The sequence below is a fragment of the Bradyrhizobium sp. Cp5.3 genome (genome assembly GCF_000426265.1).
GTDB lineage: Bacteria > Pseudomonadota > Alphaproteobacteria > Rhizobiales > Xanthobacteraceae > Bradyrhizobium > Bradyrhizobium neotropicale.
The window spans coordinates 15,195-39,177 of the sequence record NZ_AUFA01000026.1 but is presented as its reverse complement, the minus strand read 5'-3'; the positions used below and the strand labels follow the sequence as shown (position 1 = coordinate 39,177).

At 63.6% G+C, this 23,983-nt stretch carries 25 protein-coding genes; 10 read left to right on the top strand and 15 right to left on the bottom strand.

From position 1 onward, the window contains the following. The first annotated feature begins 73 nt into the window (after positions 1-73). Positions 74-1,066 carry a zinc-dependent alcohol dehydrogenase family protein gene (locus K289_RS0128215; RefSeq protein ID WP_245284021.1) on the top strand — a complete coding sequence of 331 codons (993 nt, stop codon included), beginning with the start codon at positions 74-76 and terminating at the stop codon, positions 1,064-1,066. Between the two features lie 103 nt (positions 1,067-1,169). Here K289_RS0128215 and K289_RS0128210 read toward each other — a convergent pair whose 3' ends face one another. After that, the gene (locus tag K289_RS0128210; protein ID WP_027554574.1) at positions 1,170-1,364 is read right to left on the bottom strand and encodes a hypothetical protein; all 195 of its coding nucleotides are present in this window, start codon (positions 1,362-1,364) and stop codon (positions 1,170-1,172) included. Positions 1,365-1,626: 262 nt separating this feature from the next. Further along, positions 1,627-2,610: an aldo/keto reductase gene (locus K289_RS0128205; RefSeq protein WP_027554573.1), complete on the bottom strand. Its 984-nt coding sequence runs from the start codon at positions 2,608-2,610 to the stop codon at positions 1,627-1,629. A gap of 104 nt (positions 2,611-2,714) precedes the next feature. On the opposite strand from K289_RS0128205, the gene K289_RS0128200 reads away from it, so the two are divergent. After that, positions 2,715-3,608: a LysR family transcriptional regulator gene (locus K289_RS0128200; RefSeq protein ID WP_027554572.1), complete on the top strand. Its 894-nt coding sequence runs from the start codon at positions 2,715-2,717 to the stop codon at positions 3,606-3,608. Between the two features lie 153 nt (positions 3,609-3,761). Here K289_RS0128200 and K289_RS0128195 read toward each other — a convergent pair whose 3' ends face one another. Next, positions 3,762-4,835, bottom strand: a complete 1,074-nt coding sequence (locus K289_RS0128195) for a hypothetical protein (protein ID WP_027554571.1) — start codon at positions 4,833-4,835, stop codon at positions 3,762-3,764. Positions 4,836-5,073: 238 nt separating this feature from the next. On the opposite strand from K289_RS0128195, the gene K289_RS0128190 reads away from it, so the two are divergent. After that, a complete protein-coding gene (locus K289_RS0128190; protein ID WP_027554570.1) occupies positions 5,074-6,102 on the top strand; it encodes a patatin-like phospholipase family protein in 1,029 nt (342 codons plus the stop codon). A gap of 7 nt (positions 6,103-6,109) precedes the next feature. Here K289_RS0128190 and K289_RS0128185 read toward each other — a convergent pair whose 3' ends face one another. Both K289_RS0128185 and K289_RS0128180 read right to left on the bottom strand, forming a co-directional pair. Next, positions 6,110-6,538: a CBS domain-containing protein gene (locus tag K289_RS0128185; RefSeq protein WP_027554569.1), complete on the bottom strand. Its 429-nt coding sequence runs from the start codon at positions 6,536-6,538 to the stop codon at positions 6,110-6,112. Between the two features lie 190 nt (positions 6,539-6,728). After that, positions 6,729-7,535, bottom strand: a complete 807-nt coding sequence (locus K289_RS0128180) for a rhomboid family intramembrane serine protease (RefSeq protein WP_027554568.1) — start codon at positions 7,533-7,535, stop codon at positions 6,729-6,731. Between the two features lie 500 nt (positions 7,536-8,035). Between K289_RS0128180 and K289_RS50740 the strand changes: the two genes are divergently transcribed. Next, positions 8,036-8,326, top strand: coding sequence for a hypothetical protein (locus tag K289_RS50740; protein ID WP_156918222.1), 291 nt, complete (start codon positions 8,036-8,038; stop codon positions 8,324-8,326). 15 nt (positions 8,327-8,341) lie between these two features. On the opposite strand, the gene K289_RS51755 is transcribed toward K289_RS50740, so the two are convergent. Continuing rightward, a complete protein-coding gene (locus tag K289_RS51755) occupies positions 8,342-9,514 on the bottom strand; it encodes a gamma-glutamylcyclotransferase family protein (RefSeq protein WP_245284020.1) in 1,173 nt (390 codons plus the stop codon). Continuing rightward, on the bottom strand, positions 9,426-10,424 hold the full coding sequence (locus tag K289_RS45380; protein ID WP_051310886.1) for a hypothetical protein: 999 nt from the start codon (positions 10,422-10,424) through the stop codon (positions 9,426-9,428). Before K289_RS45380 ends, K289_RS51755 begins: the two co-directional genes overlap by 89 nt. Positions 10,425-11,059: 635 nt before the next feature. On the opposite strand from K289_RS45380, the gene K289_RS0128165 reads away from it, so the two are divergent. Then, entirely contained in the window at positions 11,060-11,614 is a 555-nt protein-coding gene (locus tag K289_RS0128165; RefSeq protein ID WP_027554567.1) for a PAS domain-containing protein, read from the top strand. Positions 11,615-11,837: 223 nt separating this feature from the next. Further along, positions 11,838-12,626 (top strand): Crp/Fnr family transcriptional regulator, encoded by a 789-nt coding sequence (locus K289_RS45375; protein WP_035686055.1) that lies wholly within the window; start codon positions 11,838-11,840, stop codon positions 12,624-12,626. A gap of 277 nt (positions 12,627-12,903) precedes the next feature. Here K289_RS45375 and K289_RS0128155 read toward each other — a convergent pair whose 3' ends face one another. Continuing rightward, a complete protein-coding gene (locus K289_RS0128155; protein WP_245284019.1) occupies positions 12,904-13,395 on the bottom strand; it encodes a phasin in 492 nt (163 codons plus the stop codon). A 423-nt stretch (positions 13,396-13,818) separates the two neighbouring features. Between K289_RS0128155 and K289_RS0128150 the strand changes: the two genes are divergently transcribed. Continuing rightward, positions 13,819-14,952, top strand: coding sequence for a DJ-1/PfpI family protein (locus K289_RS0128150; protein ID WP_027554565.1), 1,134 nt, complete (start codon positions 13,819-13,821; stop codon positions 14,950-14,952). Positions 14,953-15,024: 72 nt separating this feature from the next. On the opposite strand, the gene K289_RS0128145 is transcribed toward K289_RS0128150, so the two are convergent. Next, positions 15,025-15,414 (bottom strand): hypothetical protein, encoded by a 390-nt coding sequence (locus tag K289_RS0128145; protein WP_027554564.1) that lies wholly within the window; start codon positions 15,412-15,414, stop codon positions 15,025-15,027. Between the two features lie 146 nt (positions 15,415-15,560). Between K289_RS0128145 and K289_RS0128140 the strand changes: the two genes are divergently transcribed. Next, complete coding sequence (locus K289_RS0128140) at positions 15,561-16,082, top strand: GNAT family N-acetyltransferase (protein ID WP_027554563.1); 522 nt, start codon at positions 15,561-15,563, stop codon at positions 16,080-16,082. Between the two features lie 36 nt (positions 16,083-16,118). Here K289_RS0128140 and K289_RS0128135 read toward each other — a convergent pair whose 3' ends face one another. Beyond that, the gene (locus tag K289_RS0128135) at positions 16,119-18,074 is read right to left on the bottom strand and encodes a DEAD/DEAH box helicase (RefSeq protein WP_027554562.1); all 1,956 of its coding nucleotides are present in this window, start codon (positions 18,072-18,074) and stop codon (positions 16,119-16,121) included. Between the two features lie 378 nt (positions 18,075-18,452). On the opposite strand from K289_RS0128135, the gene K289_RS0128130 reads away from it, so the two are divergent. Further along, the gene (locus K289_RS0128130) at positions 18,453-18,806 is read left to right on the top strand and encodes a cupin domain-containing protein (protein ID WP_027554561.1); all 354 of its coding nucleotides are present in this window, start codon (positions 18,453-18,455) and stop codon (positions 18,804-18,806) included. A gap of 22 nt (positions 18,807-18,828) precedes the next feature. On the opposite strand, the gene K289_RS0128125 is transcribed toward K289_RS0128130, so the two are convergent. From K289_RS0128125 to K289_RS0128100, 5 genes are all read right to left on the bottom strand, one after another. Then, a complete protein-coding gene (locus K289_RS0128125; protein ID WP_027554560.1) occupies positions 18,829-19,341 on the bottom strand; it encodes a hypothetical protein in 513 nt (170 codons plus the stop codon). A gap of 200 nt (positions 19,342-19,541) precedes the next feature. Then, entirely contained in the window at positions 19,542-19,967 is a 426-nt protein-coding gene (locus K289_RS0128115; protein WP_156918221.1) for a VOC family protein, read from the bottom strand. Positions 19,968-20,008: 41 nt separating this feature from the next. Beyond that, positions 20,009-20,491 (bottom strand): DUF5680 domain-containing protein, encoded by a 483-nt coding sequence (locus K289_RS0128110; protein ID WP_027554558.1) that lies wholly within the window; start codon positions 20,489-20,491, stop codon positions 20,009-20,011. Positions 20,492-20,494: 3 nt separating this feature from the next. Continuing rightward, the gene (locus tag K289_RS0128105; protein WP_027554557.1) at positions 20,495-21,646 is read right to left on the bottom strand and encodes a zinc-binding dehydrogenase; all 1,152 of its coding nucleotides are present in this window, start codon (positions 21,644-21,646) and stop codon (positions 20,495-20,497) included. Between the two features lie 174 nt (positions 21,647-21,820). Continuing rightward, positions 21,821-22,489 carry an HAD family phosphatase gene (locus K289_RS0128100; protein WP_027554556.1) on the bottom strand — a complete coding sequence of 223 codons (669 nt, stop codon included), beginning with the start codon at positions 22,487-22,489 and terminating at the stop codon, positions 21,821-21,823. 243 nt (positions 22,490-22,732) lie between these two features. Here K289_RS0128100 and K289_RS0128095 point away from each other — a divergent pair, with 243 nt between their 5' ends. Next, on the top strand, positions 22,733-23,974 hold the full coding sequence (locus K289_RS0128095) for an MFS transporter (RefSeq protein WP_027554555.1): 1,242 nt from the start codon (positions 22,733-22,735) through the stop codon (positions 23,972-23,974). Positions 23,975-23,983 lie beyond the last annotated feature (9 nt).

Here is a 23,983-nt window from a genome sequence, read left to right as displayed (position 1 = left end):
TCGTACAACCTCGTTCCTTTTCATGCAAAAAATCATGGGCATATTGGGTGGCCGAGAACGGAGGAAGACGATCATGACGACACAGTCGACAATGCGCGCCGCGATTCTGGAGAAGCACGACGCGCCGTTGCGCGTCTCACAGATCTCCACGCCCGAGATCGGCCCGAGGCAGGTGTTGGTGCGCCTGCGCGCGAGCGGGGTCAATCCGCTCGACACCAAGATCCACGCTGGTGCTGCGGCGCATGCGCGCCATCCGCTGCCCGCGATCCTCGGCCTCGATCTCGCCGGCACGATCGAACGAACCGGCCGCGACGTGACGCAGTTCAAGCCAGGCGACGAGGTCTATGGCATGACCGGTGGTGTCGGTGGCGTGCAGGGATCGCTCGCCGAATTCGCGGCTGTCGACGCCGACTTGCTGGCGCTGAAGCCCGCCAATCTCAGCATGCGGGAGGCCGCCGCCCTGCCGCTCATTTTCATCACGGCCTGGGAAGGCCTGGTCGACCGCGCGGCATTGAAAGCCGATCAGAAAGTGCTGATCCATGGCGGCGCAGGCGGCGTCGGCCATGTCGCGATCCAGATCGCGCGTGCAGTCGGAGCTGAAGTGTTCGCCACTGGCTCGGCATCGCAGCTCGCAACCATCGAGGGCTTTGGCGCAACCTTCATCGACCGCGATACCACCGTCGAGACTTACGTCGCGGAGCATACGGCAAGCCGGGGCTTCGATGTCGTCTACGACACCGTCGGCGGCAAGGTGCTCGACGCCTCCTTCGAAGCCGTGCGTCGCTTCGGCCATGTGGTGAGCGCGCTCGGTTGGGGCACGCATGCGCTTGCGCCACTCTCGTTTCGCGCGGCCACCTATTCGGGCGTGTTCACACTGCTCCCGCTCCTGACTGGCGAAGGTCGCGCGCATCACGGGGAGATCATGACGGAGGCAACCCGCCTTGCCGAAACGGGCAGGCTCGTTCCTTTGCTTGCCGCCCGCCATTTCACGCTGGAGACCGTTGCGGACGCCTACGCGCTGATCCGGGACCACGCGGCCAAGGGCAAGCTGGTCGTCGATATCTGACGTCAGGCGCGGCGAAGTCCTGCAGCCCCGATGGAGCCAACGGGGCTACGGAGCTGTGCCGCTCGCCTCGAGCGCATCGACATCGATCGGCGCTCCGCGTAAGTCAGTCTTCGCTCGAGGCTGCGGAGCGGTTGTTCAGATAGGCCTGCGACAGGAGAAAGAACAGCGCACGCTCGCCGTGATACTTCGCGGCCGGGCGCGTGCGCTCGAACCCGTCCGCAAATATCTTGCCGGACTGGTCGCTGACCTGCCATCGCCAGCCAAACCGCTTGCGCCTCGTTAGGACCACTTCGAACATGCCGACGGGCTGGGCCCCCTGCTCACTGCCGGTGGCGCAGGCGTCGATGCTCCGCGCTCCGGCCCCTTGGACGGACGCACGACATATAACGCAGCGGTGCGGAAAGAGAATAAAATTGATTATCGGAATTGCGCCGCAGGCCCGGTGTTTCCCCAGACCTTGCGGCGCGAACACACCTTTGTAGTGCTCACACGCGTATTCAAATCAGAACACAAGATGCCGGCGTCCGGTAAGCGATTGCTCACCGGACGTGCGGCAGATATCAGCGGCCAACCCGCGCCTGGAGATGAGCCGGATAGCGATCGCCCTGCACCGTGACGTTGCCCAATACCTCGGCAATCGCCGCGAGATCGGTTGCCGACAGCGTCAGAGCGGCTGCCCCGATGTTCTCCTCGAGACGGTGCAGCTTGGTGGTGCCCGGGATCGGCACGATCCAGGGCTTTTGTGCGAGCAGCCACGCCAGCGCGATCTGCGCCGGCGTCACCTTCTTCGCTGTTGCGATCTCTCCGAGCCGATCGACCAGGCTCTGATTGGATTTTCGTGCGCTGGATGAGAAGCGCGGTACGATGTTGCGGAAATCGCTCGTCTCGAATGTCGTCGTCTCGTTGATCGCGCCGGTCAGAAAGCCCTTGCCGAGCGGGCTGAACGGGACGAAGCCGATGCCGAGTTCCTCCAGCGTCGGCAGGATCTCCTGCTCCGGCTCGCGCCACCACAGCGAATATTCGCTTTGCAACGCGGCAACGGGCTGCACGGCGTGGGCGCGGCGGATGGTCTGTGCGCCGGCCTCCGATAGGCCGAAATGCCCGACCTTGCCGTCCCGGATCAAGTCCTTCACGGCGCCCGCCACGTCCTCGATCGGCACTTCGGGATCGACGCGGTGCTGATAGAACAGATCGATGCGATCGGTCTTCAGCCGTTTCAGCGCGGCATCGGCGACCGCCTTGATCCGAGCAGGCCGGCTGTCGAGCCCGTCTTCGACCTTGCCGTCCCTGAAGCCGAATTTGGTGGCGATCACCACCTGGCCGCGGAATGGCGCGAGCGCCTCGCCCAGAAGCTCCTCATTGGCGAACGGGCCGTAGGCTTCGGCGGTGTCGAAGAAGGTCACGCCGTGCTCGAAGGCCGTCCTGATCAGCGCGATCGCCTGCGCCTTTTCAGTCGCAGGACCATAGCCATAGCTCAGGCCCATGCAACCGAGCCCCAAGGCCGACACCTCCAGACCACTTTTGCCCAATGTGCGCTTCTGCATCGCCAGCTCTCCTTGCAAGATCATTTTCGCCGGCGAATTTAGGGCGCGCTCCTGTCTGCGATTAGGTGATAAAATCGGTATGTACTCATGATCCGGATTCATCAATGGCGCGACCCAACATCAATGACCTCCTCGCCTTTCTCGCGGTCGCGCGCGAGCGCAGCTTCACGCGCGCCGCCGCCCAGCTCGGCGTGTCGCAGTCGGCGCTGAGCCACACCGTGCGCGGCCTCGAGGAGCGGCTAGGACTGCGGCTCCTCACCCGCACCACCCGCAGCGTCGCGCCGACCGAGGCCGGCGAGCGCCTGCTGCGCAATGTCGGGCCGCGCTTCGACGAGATCGATGCCGAACTGTCGGCGCTCACGGAGCTGCGCGAAAAGCCCGCCGGCACCGTCCGCATCACCACCGGCGAGCACGCGGCGCACACCGTGCTGTGGCCGGCGCTCGCAAGGCTCCTGCCGCGCTATCCCGACATCAAGGTCGAGCTCGTCGTCGACTATGGCCTCACCGACATCGTCGCCGAGCGCTACGATGCCGGCGTGCGCATCGGCGAGCAGGTCGCCAAGGACATGATCGCGGTGCGGATCGGACCGGACATGCGCATGGCTGTGGTCGGCGCGCCCGCCTATTTTGCCGCGCGGCAGAAGCCGAAGCGGCCGCAGGACCTCACCGAGCACAGCTGCATCAACATCCGCCTGCCGACCTATGGCGGGATCTATGCCTGGGAGTTCGAGAAGCGCGGCCGCGCCATGAAGGTACGGGTCGACGGCCAGCTCGTGTTCAACACCGGCACGCTGCGCATGAACGCAGTACTCGCCGGCCTCGGCCTCGCCTATCTGCCCGAAGACCTCGTGAAGCGGGAGATCGCCGACGGCCGGCTGATCCGCGTGCTCGCCGACTGGTGCGCGCCGTTTGCCGGCTATCACCTGTATTACCCCAGCCGCAGGCAGCCGACCCCGGCGTTCGCGGTGCTGGTCGAGGCGCTGCGGTATCGGAAATGAGGGGCCCTCCCCCGTCATTGCGAGCGCAGCGAACCAATCCAGACTGCCTCCGCGGAAAGATTCTGGATTGCTTCGCTGCGCTCGCAATGACGATGTGGAGGCAGTGGCCCGCTGAAACGGCGATCCGGCACTGCGTCCGGGACGCGAGAGGCGCTACCGCGCGACGACTTCGACTTCGCCGTCGACGCCGTTCACGACATTGAAACCGCGCTCGTAGACCTTGCCCTCGTTCTTGGCGATGGCGCGGTATTCGCCTTCGGAGAGCACGACGCGCGGGAAGGCGCCGATGGATTCCTTGATGACGTCGCCGCCCGGCGTCAGCACCGACCAGGCGGTGTTGGCGAGTGCCTCGCCGCCCTTGTCGCTGACGAGCTTGAGCGTGATCACGGCGGCGCGGTGGGTGATGGTGACGTCGGTGAGCTTGCCGGCCTGGACGCGGATGTCCGATCGCACCACCGAGTTGGCGTCGCCGTAATTGGAGATGATGTAGTAGGTGCCCTCCGGCAGCAGCACGACGTCGCCGGCGGCGACGTTCGGCACCAGCGAGGCACGCTCGCCGGACTCGAACTGGCTGCCCTTGTAGATCGCGAACGAGATCTGGTTCTGCGGAATGCGGCTGGTGCCGACGCGGCCCTCGATGCGCAGGCCGCCCGCCGGCAGCACGAAGGACTCACGGTCGGTCTCCGCCTTCAGGCTCACGGTGCGCACCGCGCTGACGAGGCCGAAGGCAACGTGCACGACGTAGCTGCCGGGCGGCAGCACGATGTTGGGCGTGGCGCTACGGTCCTCGCGGATCAGCTTGAACGTGCCGTTCTCGTCCGGACGGTCGGCAAACACCCGCCAGACCAGGCCGCTGCTGATCGGGGCCGAGTCCTTGCCGTATTTCGCGGTGAGCGACAGCACGGCCTGTCCGGGGGCGGCGGCGTTGAGCGGCGCGGACGGGGGCACGGTCGTGACCGCCGGCGGGATAGTCGGCGAATTCGGCTGCGTCAGGGTCGGCGGCAGGCTGGGCGGCACACCGGATCCTGTTCCCGAGGGCGGCGCCAGGCTCACCGCGCCGCCGGGGTCGGGCACCGAGGCCGGTGGCACCGGAGGCGGACGATCGGAGAAAAGCTGCGCTTTGGCGGCGTTTTGGCCGAAGATCAGGAGGCACGCGGCAAGGGTTAGCGCCGGCAGCAGCCGTACGCTGCGCCGCCATCCAATGATGCCGTCACCCCCGCTAATCATGTCACCTGCTTTTCACCGAAAACGCGGCAAATTCAAGCCTCAGGAACCCCAGGAAATACGGTCATTTGGAACTCGGTTGACGCCTGCGTGATTAGACTTAAGGCAACCGCCCATCGCCATACTCCTGCCCCGTGCCCTTCCCAAAGCGGCATAAACCATGCTTCGTCCTGGTTCTGGCGGCCCCATGATGTGGCGCCTAGTCTGGTGATGCGGCTGGCCCCGGCGTAGGAGAGTTTCGGTGCTGGACATGTTGAAAGGTCGGGGCGCGAGCGTCTCGAATGGCGAGAAGGTCGGCCTCGGCAGCATTCGCCGGCCGGTCATCGGTTTGGCCCTTGGCGGCGGCGCAGCCCGCGGATTTGCCCATATCGGTATCCTCCGAACCCTGCTCGCGAATGGCATCGTGCCCAATGTCGTGGTCGGCACCTCGATCGGCGCCGTGGTCGGCGGCGCCTATGCGGCCGGGCAGCTCGACACGCTAGAGGAATGGGGACGCAGCCTGCAAGGCGTGCGCAACATCCTCGGCTATCTCGACATCCGCCTCAACGGCTCGGGCCTGATCGGGGGCGAGAAGCTCGCAACAAAGCTCGAGGCGGCGATCGGCTCGACCCTGATCGAGGACCTCGGTGTGAAATTCGCGTCAGTCGCGACCGAGGTTCGCACCGGTCACGAAATCTGGCTGACGCATGGCCGCGTGGTCGACGCGATGCGGGCGTCCTACGCCCTGCCCGGCATCTTCTCGCCCGTGCTGGTCGGCGACCGCTGGCTGGTGGACGGCGCGCTGGTGAACCCGGTGCCGGTCTCGGCCGCGCGTGCGCTCGGCGCGGAAATCGTCATCGCCGCAAATCTTTCCAGCGACATATTCACCCATTCCACGACAATCTATTCGCATGGGGCGATGCCCGCCCCGGTCGCACCGGTGGCCGAAGAACCAGTGGCCAAGCGGCGCTTTCCGCGATTCTTCTCCCCGGAGCGCACAGTGAAGCGCGAGTTCTTCGGCGGCGGCGGACGGCCCGGCATCTCCGCGGTGATGGTGGACGCCTTCAACATCATGCAGGACCGCATCACCCGCGCGAGGCTCGCCGGCGATCCGCCGGACATGCTGATCACGCCGCGGGTCGGCCAGATCGGCTGGTTCGACTTCCACCGCGCCGATGAGCTGATCGCATTCGGCACCCGCGCAGCCGAGCGCGCGCTGGACTCGATCCAGGAGGCGATCCATGTGCTGGCGCCGGCACCGGACGGCACCGCGCCGAAGGCAAGCGAATAAGGCCGGTTCAGGCCGTCTTGATGTAGTCGCGCAGGGCTTCCTGCTCGGTCTCGTATTCCTGGACGCGGCGCTTGACGACGTCGCCGATCGAGATGATGCCGACGACCTTGCCATTGTCGACCACGGGCAGATGCCGGAACTTGCCGGTGGTCATCGTCTCCATGAGCTCGGCCACCGTGTCGGTTTCCTTGCAGGTCACGACCTTGCGCGTCATGACTTCGCTCACGGGCTCTTCCAGCGCGCCCGCGCCGCGGTCGCCGAGCACGCGCACGATGTCGCGCTCGGACAGGATGCCCTCTAGCCGGCTCTGATTCATCACCAGCACCGCGCCGATCTTCTTCTCGCCGAGCAATTTCACCGCGGCCGCGAGCTTGACGTCGGGCTCGACGCTCATGATCTGGTGACCCTTGGTATTGAGAATGGAACGTACCGTCATTGTTGCCTCCCTGAATCCGATCCGTCCGCTTTCCGCGGTCCGGACTTGTTCGCGAGTCTTCAACTAACAGTTACAGCGCCGGTTTCACGCTTCAGGCGCCTGTGGAAGCACCGCCACTAGCGGCTTGTTGCTTCGGAACATTCTTCGGCTGCGATGATGGATGAATTCGGGCCGGGCCGCAAGCGCCGCCTCAAATACGGTTCGAAATGTCCCGTGATGACGCATCCGCAGCATCGCTTCGCGCACGCGGCACAGGATCGAACAGCGCAAACAGCAACAGCCCTGCGAAGAAGCCGCCGATATGGGCCTGCCAGGCCACGCTTGCCCCTTCGGTTTCGATACCCAGTGCACCGACGCCGAAGATGATGTTAACGCCGAACCACACCGCGAGGAAGGCGAGCACCCGTCCGTCGCGCAACGCCCGCGACAGCGGCAGCGCCGGAACCTTTGCGGCGGTCTCGGCATCCGTTCGGCTGAACGACAGGAAGCTGCCTCGTGCAAAGGCGAAGCGGATCGCTGCCGCCATCGCACCCGAGACCGAGGCCGAGGCGCCGATCATCGGCGCCACCGCATGCTCATGGGTGACGAGATGGGCGAGCGCGCCCGCCGCCGCCGTCACCGCCAGGAAGATAAAAAACCGTATCGCACCAAAACGCCGCGCCAGCGCGCTGCCGAACGGCAGCAGCCACAGTACGTTGAAACCGAGATGGGTGAGATTGGCGTGCAGCAGCGAATAGGTGACGAAGGTCCACACCTTCGCGCCGGCGCCGCCGGGGATCTGCAGATTGAGCAGCGAGGAATCGTAGCGCTTCGGGATGAAGCCGAAGACATCGATGGTCCAATTCTCAAGGTCCGGCGGCAGCAGCACCCGCAGATGGATCACGGCCAGCAGGACGACATAGGCCGTCAGCGCGAACGGCAACGTCAGGACCGGCTCGCGCGGAGCCTCCTCGATTGCGGCCGGCTGCTCCGGCGGGAGATTTGGCGGGGAGTCCAAGGGGTACTTCGCTTTCAGGCGCGATCGGAGCGACAGGCTTGGAGATAGTCGCCTTTGCCGGCCTTGCGCAAGTGCACAAAAGGAAAAGGGAGGGCTCTGGGAAAAGCCCTCCCTGTCCATGTCGGCCTTCCGGGCACCTAAGAGGGATAAGGAGTATCCCCACCCCTCCCCGCGGCCCGTGACCAAACTGTTTGACGCCTGTGTACATGCCCCGCCGAGAACCTGGAAGAAAGCGGCGAGGCTTGCGACCGCGATCACCATAGCAGGCGCCCACGATGCGCAAAGCCCATCGTTAATTTAACGTTAACGCAAGGCCGCCCAACGCAGCCATAAATAACATGCTGCGTTTGGCCTGAGTATCTGTAATCACATTATTTTTAAGACCCTTCATCGTTAACGTTTGCCGCGATCAATGCGCGGTTTGGCGTCCGCGATCAGCCAATTTTCCTTATTTGGCATCAGCCGCCAACCACGCCCAACAAAGGCAAAGGGAGACGGTGATGTCACTGCTCAAGCTGATCGAAAAAACGATTACGAAGCGGCGCGCACCTGATCCATCTGGAAAACAAGTGCTGCATTGGGAGAGTGAACTAGAAGGCTTTGCCGTGCTGTGCAGCGGTGTCAGCTATGCGCGGACCTATGTCCGTGCAGCGCACATCACCGGATGGCAAGACGCGACGCGTAACGGTTGGTGCCGTCAACGAGCCTCGCGGCTGTCATCATCAGCCAAGTATCGCGATGTCGAGGTGCTGAGGGTGGCGCAAAGGATCATTGCCAGATGGACGCGATGAATGGTCAGGTGCGCGCTATTCGGTCGTTGGACTTCCAAGCGTGGCCCGCTGCTTCTTGTCCCGTGCCTTGTTGGGATCTTCGATTGCTTCAACCAACTGGATATATTCTTCAATATACTCGGGCGGCAGGTCGTGTTCCCTAGCACCGGCAAGGACAAAGTCCTTGTACCAACCGTAGGGTTTGAGGCTGTCGTCGATGTAGTCGGGGGTGGCAAGATAGGTAAGGACCTTCCGCCTGCGACCTTTCTCGTTGATGACCGTGACCATCGCGTGTTCATAGCCGCTGCCGACGCCTTCGGCCTGATCCAGCTTGTCGCGCTCTGCAGGATCGAAGCTAAACAGGACTCCGATCACTTCATTGTTGTTGCCACTAGCAAATGCGTTGCACTTCCCGGACTTGTCTATGCTGCGCTTATGAAAGCGAAGCTCGTGACCCGGCAAGGTAGCAATGCCGAGTGGCTTGCAGCTCGGCATGCGCTCTCGTAGCCGGGCGGTCGACATGTTGGACCCGTAGGCAAAATAGACGACCGGCTTCGGTGGTCCGGTTTCTGTTTTCTTTAGCGGCTCGATCGGCGGATCACCCGGCCTAACGATCGTGCGAAGCGGAACTGTCACGATGCTATGGTCTCCGGACCCTCCGCCTTCACGGATGATAATGGGCTGTCCGTCCTCGAGATCGAGGATTGGGACGGGTCTGCCGGTCCATCCGCAATCAGCGCAGCGCGGTCGTTCCCATAGTACGCCGGGTGCGGCGATGTTTTCGGCCTGCTCTGGTTCGAGATGCGGCAGGCCGCAGTTCGGGCACTCATCAGGTACACCGCGCAACCCGCGAACAATGAATCGCGCTGCCATTCCGCAGGCAAGCTGGATCAATGCGTGCGCCATGTCGGGATCAAGCCAGGTGGCGGACTTTGAATGCGTGAGCCAGTTGGAAAACGTCCACGCGGACTCCAGCGCACTTTTGACGGCCCCGCGACGCTCTTTGTTGGTGTCGCCCGGCAGAAGATCGTTGCAGATGATTTCCGTCCACGCGCGGAAGTTCGCACGCTGCGGCGGTTTGTCGGTCCATATTGCCGCGTCCTGCGCGACACCGATCAGTTCAAGTAGTGCTTCGCGGCAGCGGACGCCGACAGCCTGATAGTCGGTGAGGCTCTGAACCTGTGTCAGGGCGGTGCCGACTTCCTCCATCTTCTCGAAAACGGAATCCTAATTCGTAAAACACATTTGGGTTTCTGGTTGTCAGTTCAGCAACAAGCACCTTTGCCGCATTGATGCCTTCCCAAATTTGATCGATGATTTTTCCCGTTCCGAAGATATCGGCATCGGCGCGGACTGGTCGTAAGCCGGCTCTCTTGATCGCTTGCTCATAGATTTGCTGATAGTAATCGCCGATCGGAGAGCCGAACGGCATCAAAACAAAGCAGCTATCACTCGCGCTGACGTTCGCGGCCGTGCTGAGTTTCTTGATTGTAGCTGCACCGTCTCCTGCGGCTGCTGCTGTATCCAAGATACGATACTTATCGTCTTTCTTTTCAACAAGCTTGGCGCTTTGGAGAGATGAGAGAAAAATTTCCTTAAACTCGGCAACCTTCTCGGTAGGGATCGAGAATTTGTCTTCGAGTGCATGCTCGAAAAAGCCATCGTCAGGAAGATACTCGCCCCGATAGTGCTTGTAGACTTCTGAAATTTCCGGCGCTTCTAATACTGCTTCGCGAAAGGCATCGACATCGTCGCCTTGGTTCTGTGGGCGGATCGCCTGCCTCGCCCTATCCGTAACCTTGATTGTGCCGGCGCTCGGCCGAGAAAGAAATCCGTATTTCAGCGCCGAACTGACCTCGACTTTGTAAGGTCCATTGTATCCGACGCCAACATATTCGGCGCTCTCCGCTTCTGTGCAATCGCGCCCGGCGTTCTGGTCAATGATTGCTTTCGGTATCCGGAGTGCTTTCTCAACGCTGTGCCGAGGAAACTTCGCCGTTCCGCCTGTCTGTGCTTTGGCCTTGGCAGCCTTCTTGGCCTTCTTTGGTTTCTTCGCCCGCTTGACAGCTTTCTTCTTCTTTTTTGGAGCCGCGTCGCTGCCCGCTTCCTCTGTGCTCATATCCTTCCCCCCCGCGCTGCAAAAAAAATGTTGGATGGCCGCATTCGACGTTCATCCAAACTCACTCGGAATGCGCGAACAAGTACTTGCACTAAATCTTCTGGTGGAGAAGGCCGCCTTTTGGCCAGTGCAGCGACCGCGTGGCGGGCAGTGGGCTGGCCAGACTGATGCTAGGCCGCCTTTAAGGCTGGCGGTCTTTGGCGGCCCGGTCAGACAAGGCCTTGGCAGGCTGCCTGATGGCATCGCCAAGCCTTAACCGCGAGTCGCTGATGCGTTTTTGCGGCGTGGCTGGCCTTTAGGGCCGCCAGATCAGCAGAAACGGCTGCCTGAGGCTGCCAGCCGGTCGGGCCGAGCGCCGCCTCGTCGCAAACCCGCCATTTTTCGTTATTCGCGGGCCGCGCCAAAGAAGGTTCAGCGCCGATTTGTCAATGATCTGAGTCGCTTATGGCGATGCAAAGGCCGCGCATCGTTAACTTAACGTTAACGATGCAAAGGCGGCCCCGGCGGGGAAGAAAACACGCCTGCGGCATGGACGCTGCAAATCCCCTCCTGCACAACAACCATAGGGATCGCGGGTGCACTGAAGCGGGACAGGTTTGTCCCGCGAGGTCGCACCCGGGGGTAAGCGTTCAGACATGAAACATCCGTCGAGCCGCGAATTCTTCGCATATTGGGACGAAAAGCGCGGCACTGCCCGGGCACCGGACAGGGCCGATATCGATCCGGCGGCCGTCCGCGGCCTGCTCGGGGACATCTTCGTCCTCTCCTGCGAGCCCAAGCTCGGCTTTCCATTCCGCGTCGCCGGCACCCGCGTCTGCGCGCTCGCCGGCTGCGACCTCAAGGACCAGAGCTTCGCCGCGCTGTTCACCGCGACGAGCCGCGCCGAGATCGAAGAGATCACGACGGTTGTCGCCGACGAGACACTCGGCGCCATCGCCGGCCTCACCGCGGCGCGCGAGGATGGCAGCAAGGCGCATCTGGAGCTCCTGCTGCTGCCCTTCAATGCGCGCCCGCACACGCCGGTGAGCGTCACGGGCGTGCTCGCGCCGTTCGACGACGCATGCGGCGCGCTCGGCGCCTTCACCCTCACCTCATGGCGCTATCTGCACCAGCCGGAGAAACTGTTGCCGCGTGCCATCCGCAAGCTGCAAATCGCACGCGGGCTGATGGTGTATGAGGGGTTGAGGTAGCAGCAGCCCTCGTGTCGGGCGCGCAGCGCTTGCACACGCCCCCGATCGTCATTGCAAAATTCTGATCGCGGTCAGACGCGCCGGCGCGCGGGCTTGCGCTTCGTCATCGGAACCTTAGCCTCCAAGGTGCGTTTGCCTTCTGCCGTGGCAGGCGGCAACGCGGCTCGGCCGGTGAAGATACGTCTGCTGACCGCCGGGCCTCCGTCCAGGGAAGCTTCCCGTGATGGAGCACGCGACAAGAGTTGGTAATCGCCTGTTAGCTGCGTTACCGCCGGCCGATCTCGCTTTGCTTGCACCGCATTTACGCAAAGTACCACTCCAGCACGACGCCGTCCTGGTTCGATCGGGTGATCGGATCGAACACCTTTACTTCCCCTGCAGCGGCGCAGTCGCTCTCATCATGGAGTTGCCGAACGGACAGACGGCCGCAACCGCCGTGATCGGCAACGACGGCGCCGTCGGACTCATGACGGCGCTCGGCCCCATCCGATCACCCATGACCGCGGTCGTCCGGGTGGCAGGGACCGCGCTGCAGATCTCGCCCGCGCGATTTCACACCGCGCTCGAGCGCAGTCCCGCCGTCGCAAGTGTGGTTCAGATTTTCACCAGGGCGATGCTGACGCAAGTCCAGCACGTCGCAGCCTGCAATGCGCTGCACTCCGTCGAAGCGCGCCTCGCTCGCTGGCTGCTTCACATTCACGATCGGACGGATGGCGGCGACGTCCTGCCCTTGACCCAGGAGACGTTGTCGGAATTGCTCGGCGTCCGCCGCACCACGGTCACGCACGTCGTGAGCGCACTTCGAGCATCAAGGGCCATCAGGTCCAGTCGGCGCGGCCAGCTCGAGATCGACAGGCAACGGCTCGAGGTCGTCGCATGCGAGTGCTACAAGGTGATGAGGCGCAGGATCGACCGGATCGTTTCGCAGGACGCGCCAAGGCTCCTTCACGCCGCGCCGGCGCGGAATGGCTGCCCGCCCCCGGACTTCCCGTTCGCCAAGACCGACTCGTAGACCCAGGCCTCCCTGGCGAACCACTCGTGCGTGGCAGCGCACATCTTGCAATAGGTGCGCGAAAAGAACACGGTGCTGCACCGAAACCTGTCGCGATCCATCTCGATGCCCGTCGGAATGGCACTTCCCGTTTCCGGGCACCTGATCATCACCATACCCATCCTGATTTCCTCCAGCTCGGCATCACCTCAACAGTGAGGGGGCCGCAATCGGCTGGATGGCGTCTCTTCTTGCGAAGACGCTCGTCCAGCCGATCCGCGCGGCCAACAGCGTCGATTCAAGCAGCCCTACGCAAGACCCGGTTGAAGCTTTGCTTGATCGGCTCGGCCGTTTCCGTCGCGACCTTCTGGGCGAGGTCCCAGAGCTCGCGGTTCTGGGCCGAAGTTGCTTCAAAGGTCTTGCGGCTGTGGGTCGTCGAGAGGTTTACGAGATCGGCAAACGACCTCGCATCCGCGAGCTGGGAGAGGAATTCCAGCGTGGAGGTGGCATTGGCGTTGGATATTTCGATGACCTTCGTGCCATAATCGGCGGCACGCATCGCATTGGTCGAACAGGCATCGCACAGAGCTCCGGTGATCTCCTCGGAAGCCGCCTTCATCTGCTCGAAATTTGCCTTGGCCCGCGTGGCGCCCTGCTCGGCGAGATTGCCGAACATCGTCTGGATATTGAAGAATGGTACGTTGAAGTGGAGCTTTGCGCTTCCGTTGGCCGCTTCGTTCAGCGGAGCGGCATTCGTGTCGACTTTCACATTGGCATCACTCACGGGCATTCATCCTTTCAAGCGAAACTGCATATTGGATTGAAGACTCCCCGACGCGTTCAGGTGCTTGCCGCACCGGAACACCAGTGCCCCAATTTTCATGACAATGGGATACTGCTGCGGGTCTACCGCTCTCGCCCCCTGCCGGAGCCGACTATGGTCGAGGGGACTCAAAATTTCTGTTCGCTTTCGGACTCTCAGCTTGATTTAATTCGAAACATGTGACGATGCGGCGCAAACAGCATTTTAAATCTCGGAAGTTGTTGCGATCGCACACACCAACTTGAGATCGGCGCCAAAACTCCCGCCGCGAGACCAATGATCGCACTTGCGGCATGACCTTTTTTGCCGGATTTGCGTCATTCCCGATGCCGTGGCGAGCGAGTAGCTTCCATTGCCAGCGTGAGGCAACGAAGATCGGGCGACACCATCATGAGCTGGCGCATTCTGACGTGGAGCGGCCTCGGCTGCGTGGCGCTGCTGCTGGCGGTCGGTGCAACCTGGCTGTTCCTTCTACCGGGCTCGCCGGCTCGCGGCACTGCGCCTGTAATATCCAGAGACGAATCCGAGGCGACGCTTGCCGCCCTGAAGCCGCCGAAGCGGAAACGTCCGCTGATCGCCGTCGTCGGAATCAACGACATGAGCGAGACCACCGACTATCTGATGCCGTACGGCATCCTCGCGCGCGCCGATGTCGCCGATGTCCTCACGCTGGCAACGCAGCCGGGCCCCGTCACGCTCTATCCCGCGCTGAAGGTGCAACCGCACGCGACGATCACCGAGTTCGATGCCGCGCATCCCGATGGCGCCGATTACGTCATCGTGCCGGCGATGACGCGCGAGGATGATGCCGTGGCCTTGCACTGGATCAGGAGCCAGGCCGCCAAGGGCGCCATCATCATCGGCGTCTGCGTCGGCGCCAAGGTCGTGGCCAACACGGGACTGCTTGACGGCAAACGGGCCACGACGCACTGGTTTTCCGTGCGCGATCTAAAGAAGAATTCCGCGATCCGTTACGTCGCAGACCGCCGGCTGGTCGTCGACCGCGGAGTCGCCACGACGACCGGAATTACCGCATCCATGCCGATGGCACTCACCTTGATCGAGGCCATCGCCGGGCGCGCCAAGGCCGAGGCGGTGGCCCGCGACATCGGCCTTGCCGCGTGGGACGGGCGCCACCGCAGCGACGCATTCCGGTTCACGCGCCCGTTTGCGCTGACGGCGATCACAAACACGCTCGCATTCTGGAACCGCGAGCAGCTCGGGATCGCGCTGACGTCCGGTATCGACGAGGTGTCGCTCGCGCTAATTGCCGATGCGTGGTCGCGGACCTATCGCTCGCGCGCCCTCACCTTCGCCGCTACCGCCGATGCGCAGCCGAGCCGCGGCGGCCTCGGTATCCTGCCCGACAAGGTCGCAGCCGATTGGCCGGTGACGCAGACGCCGCCGGCCGCCCTCGCCCTGCCACCGGTACAGGCATTGGACCAGACCCTGCTGGCGATCGACGCACGCTACGGAACGCGCACGGCTGACTTCGTCGCGATGCAGCTCGAATATCCGCGATAGCCCGACCGACGGCGCTGGACGGTGCGTCGCCTGCATCGGTAGAGCGACGCACCAGGCCCGCGCGCAACCCTGTTACGGCATCGCCAGATGCCACGCTCCGTTCAAGAAGCCGTCGCCGGTGATGTCACCGGGCTTCTGGTCCTTGGCGAAGGTATAGAGCGGCTTGCCCTTGTAGGCCCATTGCCTGGAGCCGTCGTCGCGCGTGATGATGGTGTAGCCCTCACCCGGCGCGTCGCTCGCCTCGGCCTTCAGCACCGGCCAGTTTGTCGCACACGGCCCGTTGCAGGCCGACTTGCCGTTCGTGTCCTTGTCGAAAGTGTAGAGCGTCATGCCCTTGGCGTCGGTGAGCACGCTGCCCTTGTCGGTCTTGCCCGTCTTGGTCAGCGGCGCAGCGAAAGCAGCGGGAACAATCGCCAGCGATGCTGCGAGCGTGAGTGCGAGGCGGATCGAGGACGCGGTCATGGTGTCTCCTGTCATGCAATTGGCTTGCATGAATAGGACGCCGCGCGGCGCGCCGTATTCCTGCGATAGCGGCAAGGATATTTTTCGCTGCGCATGGCGGCGTAACGGAATAAATTGCAATGGAAGAGACGGAACGACGGATCGACATGAGCAAGCCGCATTGGCGCCAGGCGCGCGCGTTGGACCTGCCGGCGATCAGCGCGATCGCGGAACGCATTCATCCCGATCTTCCGGAACGGCCGGAGGTGCTCGCGGAGAAGATGCGGCTCTGCCCGGACGGCTGCCTCGTGCTCGCCACGAAGGGCGAGATTGCCGGCTACGGGCTCGCGCATCCGTGGATGCAGTACCAGATCCCGCCGCTCGACGGCGTCCTGGAAAAGCTGCCTGGCGATGCGAACTGTCTCTACGTACACGATGTCGCCATGCTGCCTGCGTACCGCGGTGGCGGTGCGGCGCGCGCCTATGTCGCGGCCATCGAAAGCCTGGCGCGAACGACAGGCATCACCACGCTCGCGCTCGTTTCGGTCTATGGGACACGATCGACATGGGAGCGCCTCGGCTTCCGGGCGGTCGCAGCCGATGCCGTCTTGCGCGGGAAGCTCGCATCCTATGGCGAGAACGCGACCTATATGCTCCGCGAGCTCGCCGATCCCCGCGCCGGGACGTGATCTCCTCCGCCCGGCTCACGCGCTTTCGGCAACAACTCAGCCTCGACGCTTCTTCTTTGCCTTCTTTCCCGGCACGCCCTTCGCAGGCCACGGCGTGACCGATGGCGGCTCTCCGGCGTAGCCGGGCTTGTTCCGATGCTTCTTTTTCTTTCCGAAAGCCAGCGCATCGTCGAATTTCGGCCTGCGCTCGCCGTGCGACTTGCTGTGGTGCTTCGGCCCCTTCGCATCGCGCGAACGATCGGCGCGACGCTCATCGCGATCGCTGTCGCCGGCGTCGCGCCGAGGCACGTGTGACCGCTCTTCCGAAGGTGCCTGCCCTTGCGGCGCGTTTGCCAGCGGCTCGATGCGGATGCTGTCTTCCTTGTCCGGGCGCTTGATCTTGGCGGCGAAGGAGTCTGCAACCCGCTCGGATATCTCGAACTCGGTCGTGGTATCCATGATCTTGATAGCGCCGATGTCGCGCTTGTCGATGCCGCCACGACGGCAGATCATCGGCAACAACCAGCGTGCTTCCGCATTCTTTCTGCGTCCGATGGCGGCGCGGAACCAGACGCTTGCCTCCGCCATGCCGTGGCGCGAGGAGGTCTTTCCCGATTTCGATCGGGGCCTCGCCGGGCGATCTTCGCCGCCCTCGCCCTGAAATCTGTCGCGACCGCGATCGTCGCGCGGCCGGCCGCTTCGCTCACCCGGATCGATGATGTCCTCGGGCGATGGCAGTCGCGCGCGATAAAGCCGCGCCAGCGCCGCAGCGATATCCTCGGGCGATCGCTCGGCCAACAAGGCCTGCGCCAGAACCAGATCGTCGGCAGTCGTCTCCTCGGTGAACAACACGTCCTTCATGCGCTCATGATCGAGCTTGCGGATTTCATCGACCTGGGGCGCCGTCCCCCACTCCGCATCGATGCCGGACAGATTCAGCAGCAATTCAGCACGCCGCCGTCGCGCGGGCGGCACCAGGAGGACGCTTGTACCCTTTCGGCCCGCGCGTCCCGTGCGCCCTGAGCGATGCTGCATGACCTCCGCATCATTGGGCAGATCCGCATGAATGACGAGGTCGAGGCTGGGCAGGTCGATGCCGCGGGCGGCCACGTCGGTCGCCACGCAGACGCGGGACCGTCCATCGCGGAGCGACTGAAGCGCCAGGGTTCGCTCGTTCTGCGTCAACTCGCCGGACAGAGCGACCACGGAAAAGCCGCGCTCCAGGAGCGCCGCCTGCAAGTGCCTGACGGCATCGCGCGTGCTGCAAAACACCAGGGCGCTCGGCGCCTCGAAGAAGCGCAAGACGTTGACGACCGCGTGCTCGACATCGCCGGGGGCGATCCGGATGGCCCGGTATTCGATATCGGCATGACCGCCTTCGTCGCCCGCGACCTCGATCCGAAAGGCCTGCTGTTGATACTGCTTGGCCAGCGCGACGATGCCGCGTGGAAACGTCGCCGAGAACAGCAAGGTGCGGCGCGTGTCCGGCGTGGTCTCGAGGATGAATTCCATGTCCTCGCGAAAACCGAGATTGAGCATTTCGTCGGCCTCGTCGAGCACGACCGCGGTCAATTGGGAGATGTCCAGACGACCGCGCCGCAAATGATCGCACAATCGGCCGGGCGTGCCGACGACGATGTGAGCGCCCGCGGCGAGCTCGCGCTGTTCGCGGCGCGGATCCATGCCGCCGACACAGGAGACGACGCGCCCACCCGCATGTCCATAAAGCCAGGCCAGCTCACGCTGGACCTGCAGCGCGAGTTCGCGGGTCGGCGCCACGATCAAGGCGAGAGGCGCTGCAGCCGGCTCAAATCGTTCGGCACCGCCCAGCAGATTCTTTGCCATGGCGAGGCCATAGGCCAGCGTCTTGCCGGAGCCGGTCTGTGCGGAAACCAGCAGGTCGCGGTCAGCGGCTTCGTCAGTGAGCACAGCGAGCTGAACGGGGGTCGGTGAATCGTAGTTCCGCTCGGCCAATGCTCGGGCGAGCGGCGGGGGAAGGGTCGGAAATGACACGAGATGGAAAACCTTGGTTAATTCAGGCGCAAACCGGCGAGCCGCAGGACCTGAAACGCGCGTGCCGGCAAGCGGCCAGTCGCACGCGTGGCGATTTGGCCCGGTCTTTACGCCAGGCGGAGGCAAATCACCATAGCTATGCGGCATGGCGATGCCGGTGACCGCACCATTTCCCGCATAAGTCGGCGACAAAGCCGAAGCTTTTTGCTGCCCGCGACCTTGATACAGCTCGCGCCAAGGGCGCCGGTCCGCAGGCTTAGTGCGCCGCCCTCAGATATCGGCAGGGCAAGATCGCCGAGCCGACTGGATGCAAACCTTGTCGCATCGGCAATTCGACCCCAAATCGTGCCTCGCGAGAGAACAGGATACGGGTGAGACATGGCCGACGGAATATCGCTTGCCGACAAACTCGCGACCTTTCAGGATCTTTGGTCTCCGCGCACGATCACGACCTTCAACGATTGCGACGTGATGGTGGTGAAGGTGAAGGGAGAGTTTACCTGGCACAAGCACGAGGATACCGACGATTTCTTTCTCGTCCTGAAAGGCAGTCTGGACATCGAATTGCGGGATCGCACGGTGACGCTCGGTCCGGGCGAACTCTACGTCGTGCCCAAAGGTGTTGAACATCGCCCGGTGGCACGCGAGGAGGTCCACCTCCTGCTGATCGAGCCGACCGGCACGCCGAACACGGGCGACAAGGCGACCGCCGCAGCGCGCAAGGTCGTCTGAGGAGTACACGGCCCTTCGGACCCTAATCCCTGGAAGTCACCAGCTTGCTGAAGCCGCTGACCAGCCTTGCTCTGGCCTGCGCAACATAGTCCCGCGCCGCGTGGCTCAAGGCGCGGACGACCCGCCAGGCCTCGGTTGCTTGCAGCCAGGCCTTCGCCTCGGCGAACTTCGTATAGGCCCAAGCGAAAGCCGGAATCCTCATCAGCTTGTCGCGCGTGAGATGAAACAGGCGCTCGACCAGCACGAGCTTGAGGAGTTCGCCGATGATGAAGGTCACCGCACCGCTCAGGACCTGGCCCGTCGCGGCGAGGTATGCTGCCACCGGCTTGATCGGCTCCAGAATGATCACGGGCACCGAAAACAAGGCGAGCGATGGATAAGGCGGCAGCGATCTGATCCAGGCCCGCAATCGCTTGAATTCGAAATGCTGTCCAATCCAACGCGATATCGGCCGGGCCACGGCCATGAAGACCGCGTCGACCAGAAAGTAGATGGCGGCCAGGACGAAAGTGACGGGTTTCAGGATCTGCTTCACGGTACCTCTCCCGCGAAGTGAAAGCCGGAACTTGGACCTAAGTTTCACCTTAGCATGGATGACTCGCGGATTCCTGATGGAACTTTTTAGGCGTCGAGCCTGTTCCTGCGTCTTTTGGCCGCCATCATCCCGCCGGCTCCGGCCGCGGCACGATCGTCGACTTCACCGTCTTCATGCCAGCGCATCGATGGGACCCGCTCTCAAATCTCCGCAAAGACCTCCAGCAGATTGGCGTCGGGATCGCGGAAGAACAGCGTCCGATGTCCAAAGGACTGATCCGTCGGCGGCGACAGTGGCGCAACGCCCCGTCGAAGGAGTTCGTCGGCACACGCGTCGACTTCGGCCGCGGACACCTTGAAGGCCAGTTGGAGCGCCGCGCTGCCCGCCGGCGTCGGCGCGTCAGTCGCGGTCCGGCTCGGCCTTGCCAGCGCCAGCGTATTGGTGCCGACGCGATATTCGATCCAGTTCGGCGACAGCTCGCGCAGCAGTGGAAAGGCGAGGACGTCCTCATAGAAGCGACGCATCGCCGCCATGTCGCGGACAAAAATGACGGTGTAGTCGATCGCGCTGATAGCGCCGAAGGGCGAGCGGGCGCGCCGGCTCTGCTCGCCAGTGTGTTCGTCCATTTTCATGTCCTTCATTCCGTGGGGCACGTGCGGCGATATCATCATCGCAGCAGACCGCCGCTGTAGCGCAGCTCGTAGAGCAACGCGCCATCGCGACGCGAGATCGTCTCGACGCCGTGGAAGCGCTCGAGCGCGCCCTCGACGTCGTTGCGATAGGTCATGCCGGCCTGCTCGAACAGGCGCGGGCCGCGGTAGGGCTCCGCGACGTCGATGGCCAGCAGCGCCTGGCGCAGGAACTTGTAGATCTCGAGCAGGGTCTGCCGATCGGTGATCTCCGCGCGAGCGCCGCCGCTGTAGCTCATCGACCAGATGACCTGATCATTGCGCGACACCGTCTCCTGCCCGACAAAGAACCCCATGCCGAAATAGATGTCGCGATAGGCAAAAGGCGGCGCCCGATGCTCGAGCTGTTTGGAGCCGGCGAGCAGCGGCGTCGCCACGGTCGCCTCGTCATCCAGGCCCGCATAGGTCCGCCGCTTGGCTTCGACCAGAAACGCTGCGAGGCCGTGGAGGATTAACGACATGGATTACTCGACCAGTTCCGGCCACGGCACGATGGTCGACTTCACCGTCCTCATCGCCATCGCATCGCTCACGGCCTGCGCGACGCCTTCTTCCGAGAACGGATAGATCGTCTGCGTCTTCAGCCACGGATATTTGTCGCGGGTGCGATAGAGCATGTCGACGCCGAGTGGCAGATCGTTACCGGTAAAGCCCCAGGATCCGAGCACGTTGAGGTCCTTGGTGCAGATGCGGTGCCAGGAGGTGTCGATCGAGCCGGCGTCGGTGAACTGCCCCATCTCGACATAGGTGCCGCCGTCGCGCAGCATCTCGATGCCTTCGGGACCGGCGGTGGGATGGCCCGAGCAATCCATCACGAGATCGGCGCCGAAGCCGCCGACGATGTCGCGCACCGCTTTGATGCGCGCCTCGGGCGTCTTGAGCACTTCGATGTTGACGGTCGCTTCCGCGCCGAACTCGCGCGCGAGTCTGAGCCGTGGCTCCTCCGGCGCACCGACGCAGATCACCCGCCCTGCCCCCATCTCCTGCGCGGCCGCGACGGCCAGAATGCCGATCGGGCCAGAGCCCTGGATCACCACCGTGTCGCCCCAACTGAAGCCGCCGGCACGGCTCGCGCGGTTGAAGGCGCGGATGCAGGAGGTGAGCGGCTCCGACAGCGCGCCCAGCCGCAACGACATGTCGTCGGGCAGCTTGTAGATCTTGGTGCCCGGCAGCATGTCGAGATCGACATAGACATATTCGGCCCAGCCGCCCCACAGATGCGGCGCCTTGTCGAAGCCGAGATAGCGACCGTAATAGACCGGCGTCAGGCATTTGTTGGCGGTCTGCGGATAATGGATGCAGTAGTAGCAGCGGCCGCAGGGCATCAGCGGCGGGATCATCACCTTCGAGCCGACCGCAAGCGGCTTGCTCATGAAGTCTTCAGTGAACTCATCGCCGCATTCGACGATAACGCCGCCGAGCTCGTGGCCGAGCGTGAACGGCCAGGGCAACGGCTTCGGCCAATGACCCTTGAGGATGTGCAGGTCGGTGCCGCAAACGCCGCAGGCGCCGATCTTGATCAGCGCGCCCTTCCGGCCGACCTTCGGCCACGGCACGGTGCGAATGACGGGTTCAGTGCCCGGCCCGGCATGGGTGCAGACGCGGATTGATTCCATGGTGTGTCCTCGCCGCCCGCTTGTTATGATTGATTGGTGCGGGCCGAGAGCAGCGTATGTGAGATGCGCGGTCTCGCCAAGTTGGTTATTCGTAGCCCGCATGAAGTGAAACGGAATGCGGGGCCGGCGGTCCCGGATTTCGCGGCGCTCCATCCGGGCTACGGCGGATGAGTTCTAGCCGGCGAGCAGGCTTCCGACGATCCGCTCGACCTCGACATAGTCCGCAGCGATGTAGTGCGCGCCAGCATCCTTGAGTGTAGCGGCATGGCCCTGGCGGATGTGCCCTGCAGCCAGTAGTCCAATCACCGTTGCGCCCGCCGCGCGCCCGGCGATGACGCCACTCGCGCTGTCCTCGATGACGATGCAGTCGCGCGGCGACACGCCGATCTCGGCGGCGGCATGCAGGAAAATGTCCGGATGCGGCTTGCCTCGCGCGACGTTGGAGGCGCTGAACACCCGTCCCTCGAACAGCGAAACCATGTCCAGGACATCGAGACAGACGGCGAGCCGGTCCGGCGAGGAGGACGAGGCGATGCAGCGGGACAGCTCGGCGAATTTCGAGATGAAATCCCGCACGCCCGCGATCGGCGAGAGCTCGAGCCTGAACCGCGTCAAGGTGCGATCCTGATAGTGCTCGCCGAACGCCGGCGGCAGCGTTCGGCCGACCGCGGTCTCGATTGCTGCAATCACCTCGTGAAACCGCTTGCCCATGTAGTCGCGATAGGCGTCCTCGACCGTCGTCGGCACGCCCAGCTCGGTCACGATCTCGGCCAGCACGGTGTTGGACAGCACCTCGCTGTCGGCGATGACGCCGTCAAAATCGAATATGATCGCTTTGGTCATTGTGCCCTTCCCAGCCGGCGGCACATTGGGAGCCGGCAGTGAGAGTCGCAACTCACGTTTGGCTTCCAAATCTTACGACGCGCGTTGCAGTCTCGTAGCCCGCATGAAGCGGAGCGGAATGCGGGGCCGGCGGCCGCGGATTTCGCTACGCTCCATCCGGGCTACGTGCTCCACACACCCAAGTGTCTTGAGCACTCAGCGGCGAACGTGTAAGGCCCGCCCAACTCCTGCCCAGGTGATCGAGTGAATCCCCTCCCCCAAAATCCCGTGGTCGCGTCCGGCTCGTTCGCGGCCATGAAGTCCGTGCCCTACCGCCTCCAGTTCGTGGCTTACGTGCTCGCGATGATGGCCGACAACATCGAGCATGTGATCAGCTATTGGGTGGTGTTCCAGAAATTCCATTCGCCGGCGCTGGCGGGTTTTGCGGTGCTGTCGCACTGGCTGCCATTCCTGCTGTTCTCGGTCGCCGTCGGCGGGCTCGCCGACCGGTTCGATCCGCGCCGCATCATCCAGTGCGGCATGCTGCTGTTCATCGTGGCGTCGAGCGGATGGGGGTTCTTCTTCATCACCGACACCATTCAGATGTGGCACGCGATGCTGCTGCTCGTGATCCACGGCTGCGCCGGCGTGTTGTGGCAGACGCCGAACCAGCTCCTGCTCTACGACCTTGTCGGCCCGGCCGACCTGCCGAGCGCGGTGCGGCTCAACGCAATGGCACGCTATCTCGGCATTTTGGTCGGTCCGGCCGTCGGCGGCGTCATCATGCTGACGCTCGGCACCTCGCACGGCATCATCTTCAATACGCTGTTCTACCTGCCGCTGCTGCTCTGGCTGTTCTGGGCGCCGGTGCGCGACAAGAGCGTCGCGGTGCGGCGCTTCGCCGTCCGCGGCCTCGCCGACATCCTCCTCACCATTCGCGCCATCGGCACCCAGCCGGTCCTGACCGCAATGACGTGGCTTGCCGGCCTCACCTCCTTCATGATCGGCAACGCCTATCACGCCCAAATGCCGGGCTTCGCCGGCGATCTCGGGCATGGCGATCCCGGCGTCTCCTATAGCGTGCTGCTCGCTGCCGACGCCGCCGGCGCCCTGCTCGCCGGCATCGCGCTCGAATCCTGGGGACGACTCAAGGGCACGCCGCGCACCGCGATCACGCTCGCGATGCTGTGGAGCGTGGCGCTGCTCGGCTTCGCCTCGATGCGGATCTATCCTGCTGCAATCGTATTGCTGTTTGCCGCGGGCTTTTTCGAGCTGTCGTTCAACACGATGGCGCAGGCGCTGGTGCAGTTGAATGCGCCGCTTGACATCCGCGGCCGCGTCGTCGGCCTTTACAACATGGCAGGGCTCGGGATGCGGGCGTTCAGCGGCATCACCGTGGGGCTGTTCGGCGCGGCGATCGGCATCCACTGGTCGCTCGGCCTCTCGGCCGCGGTGCTATTGGCGCTGCTGCTGCTGCTCTATCAGCGCGCGGCCAAGAAGGCGTAAGGACGCAGC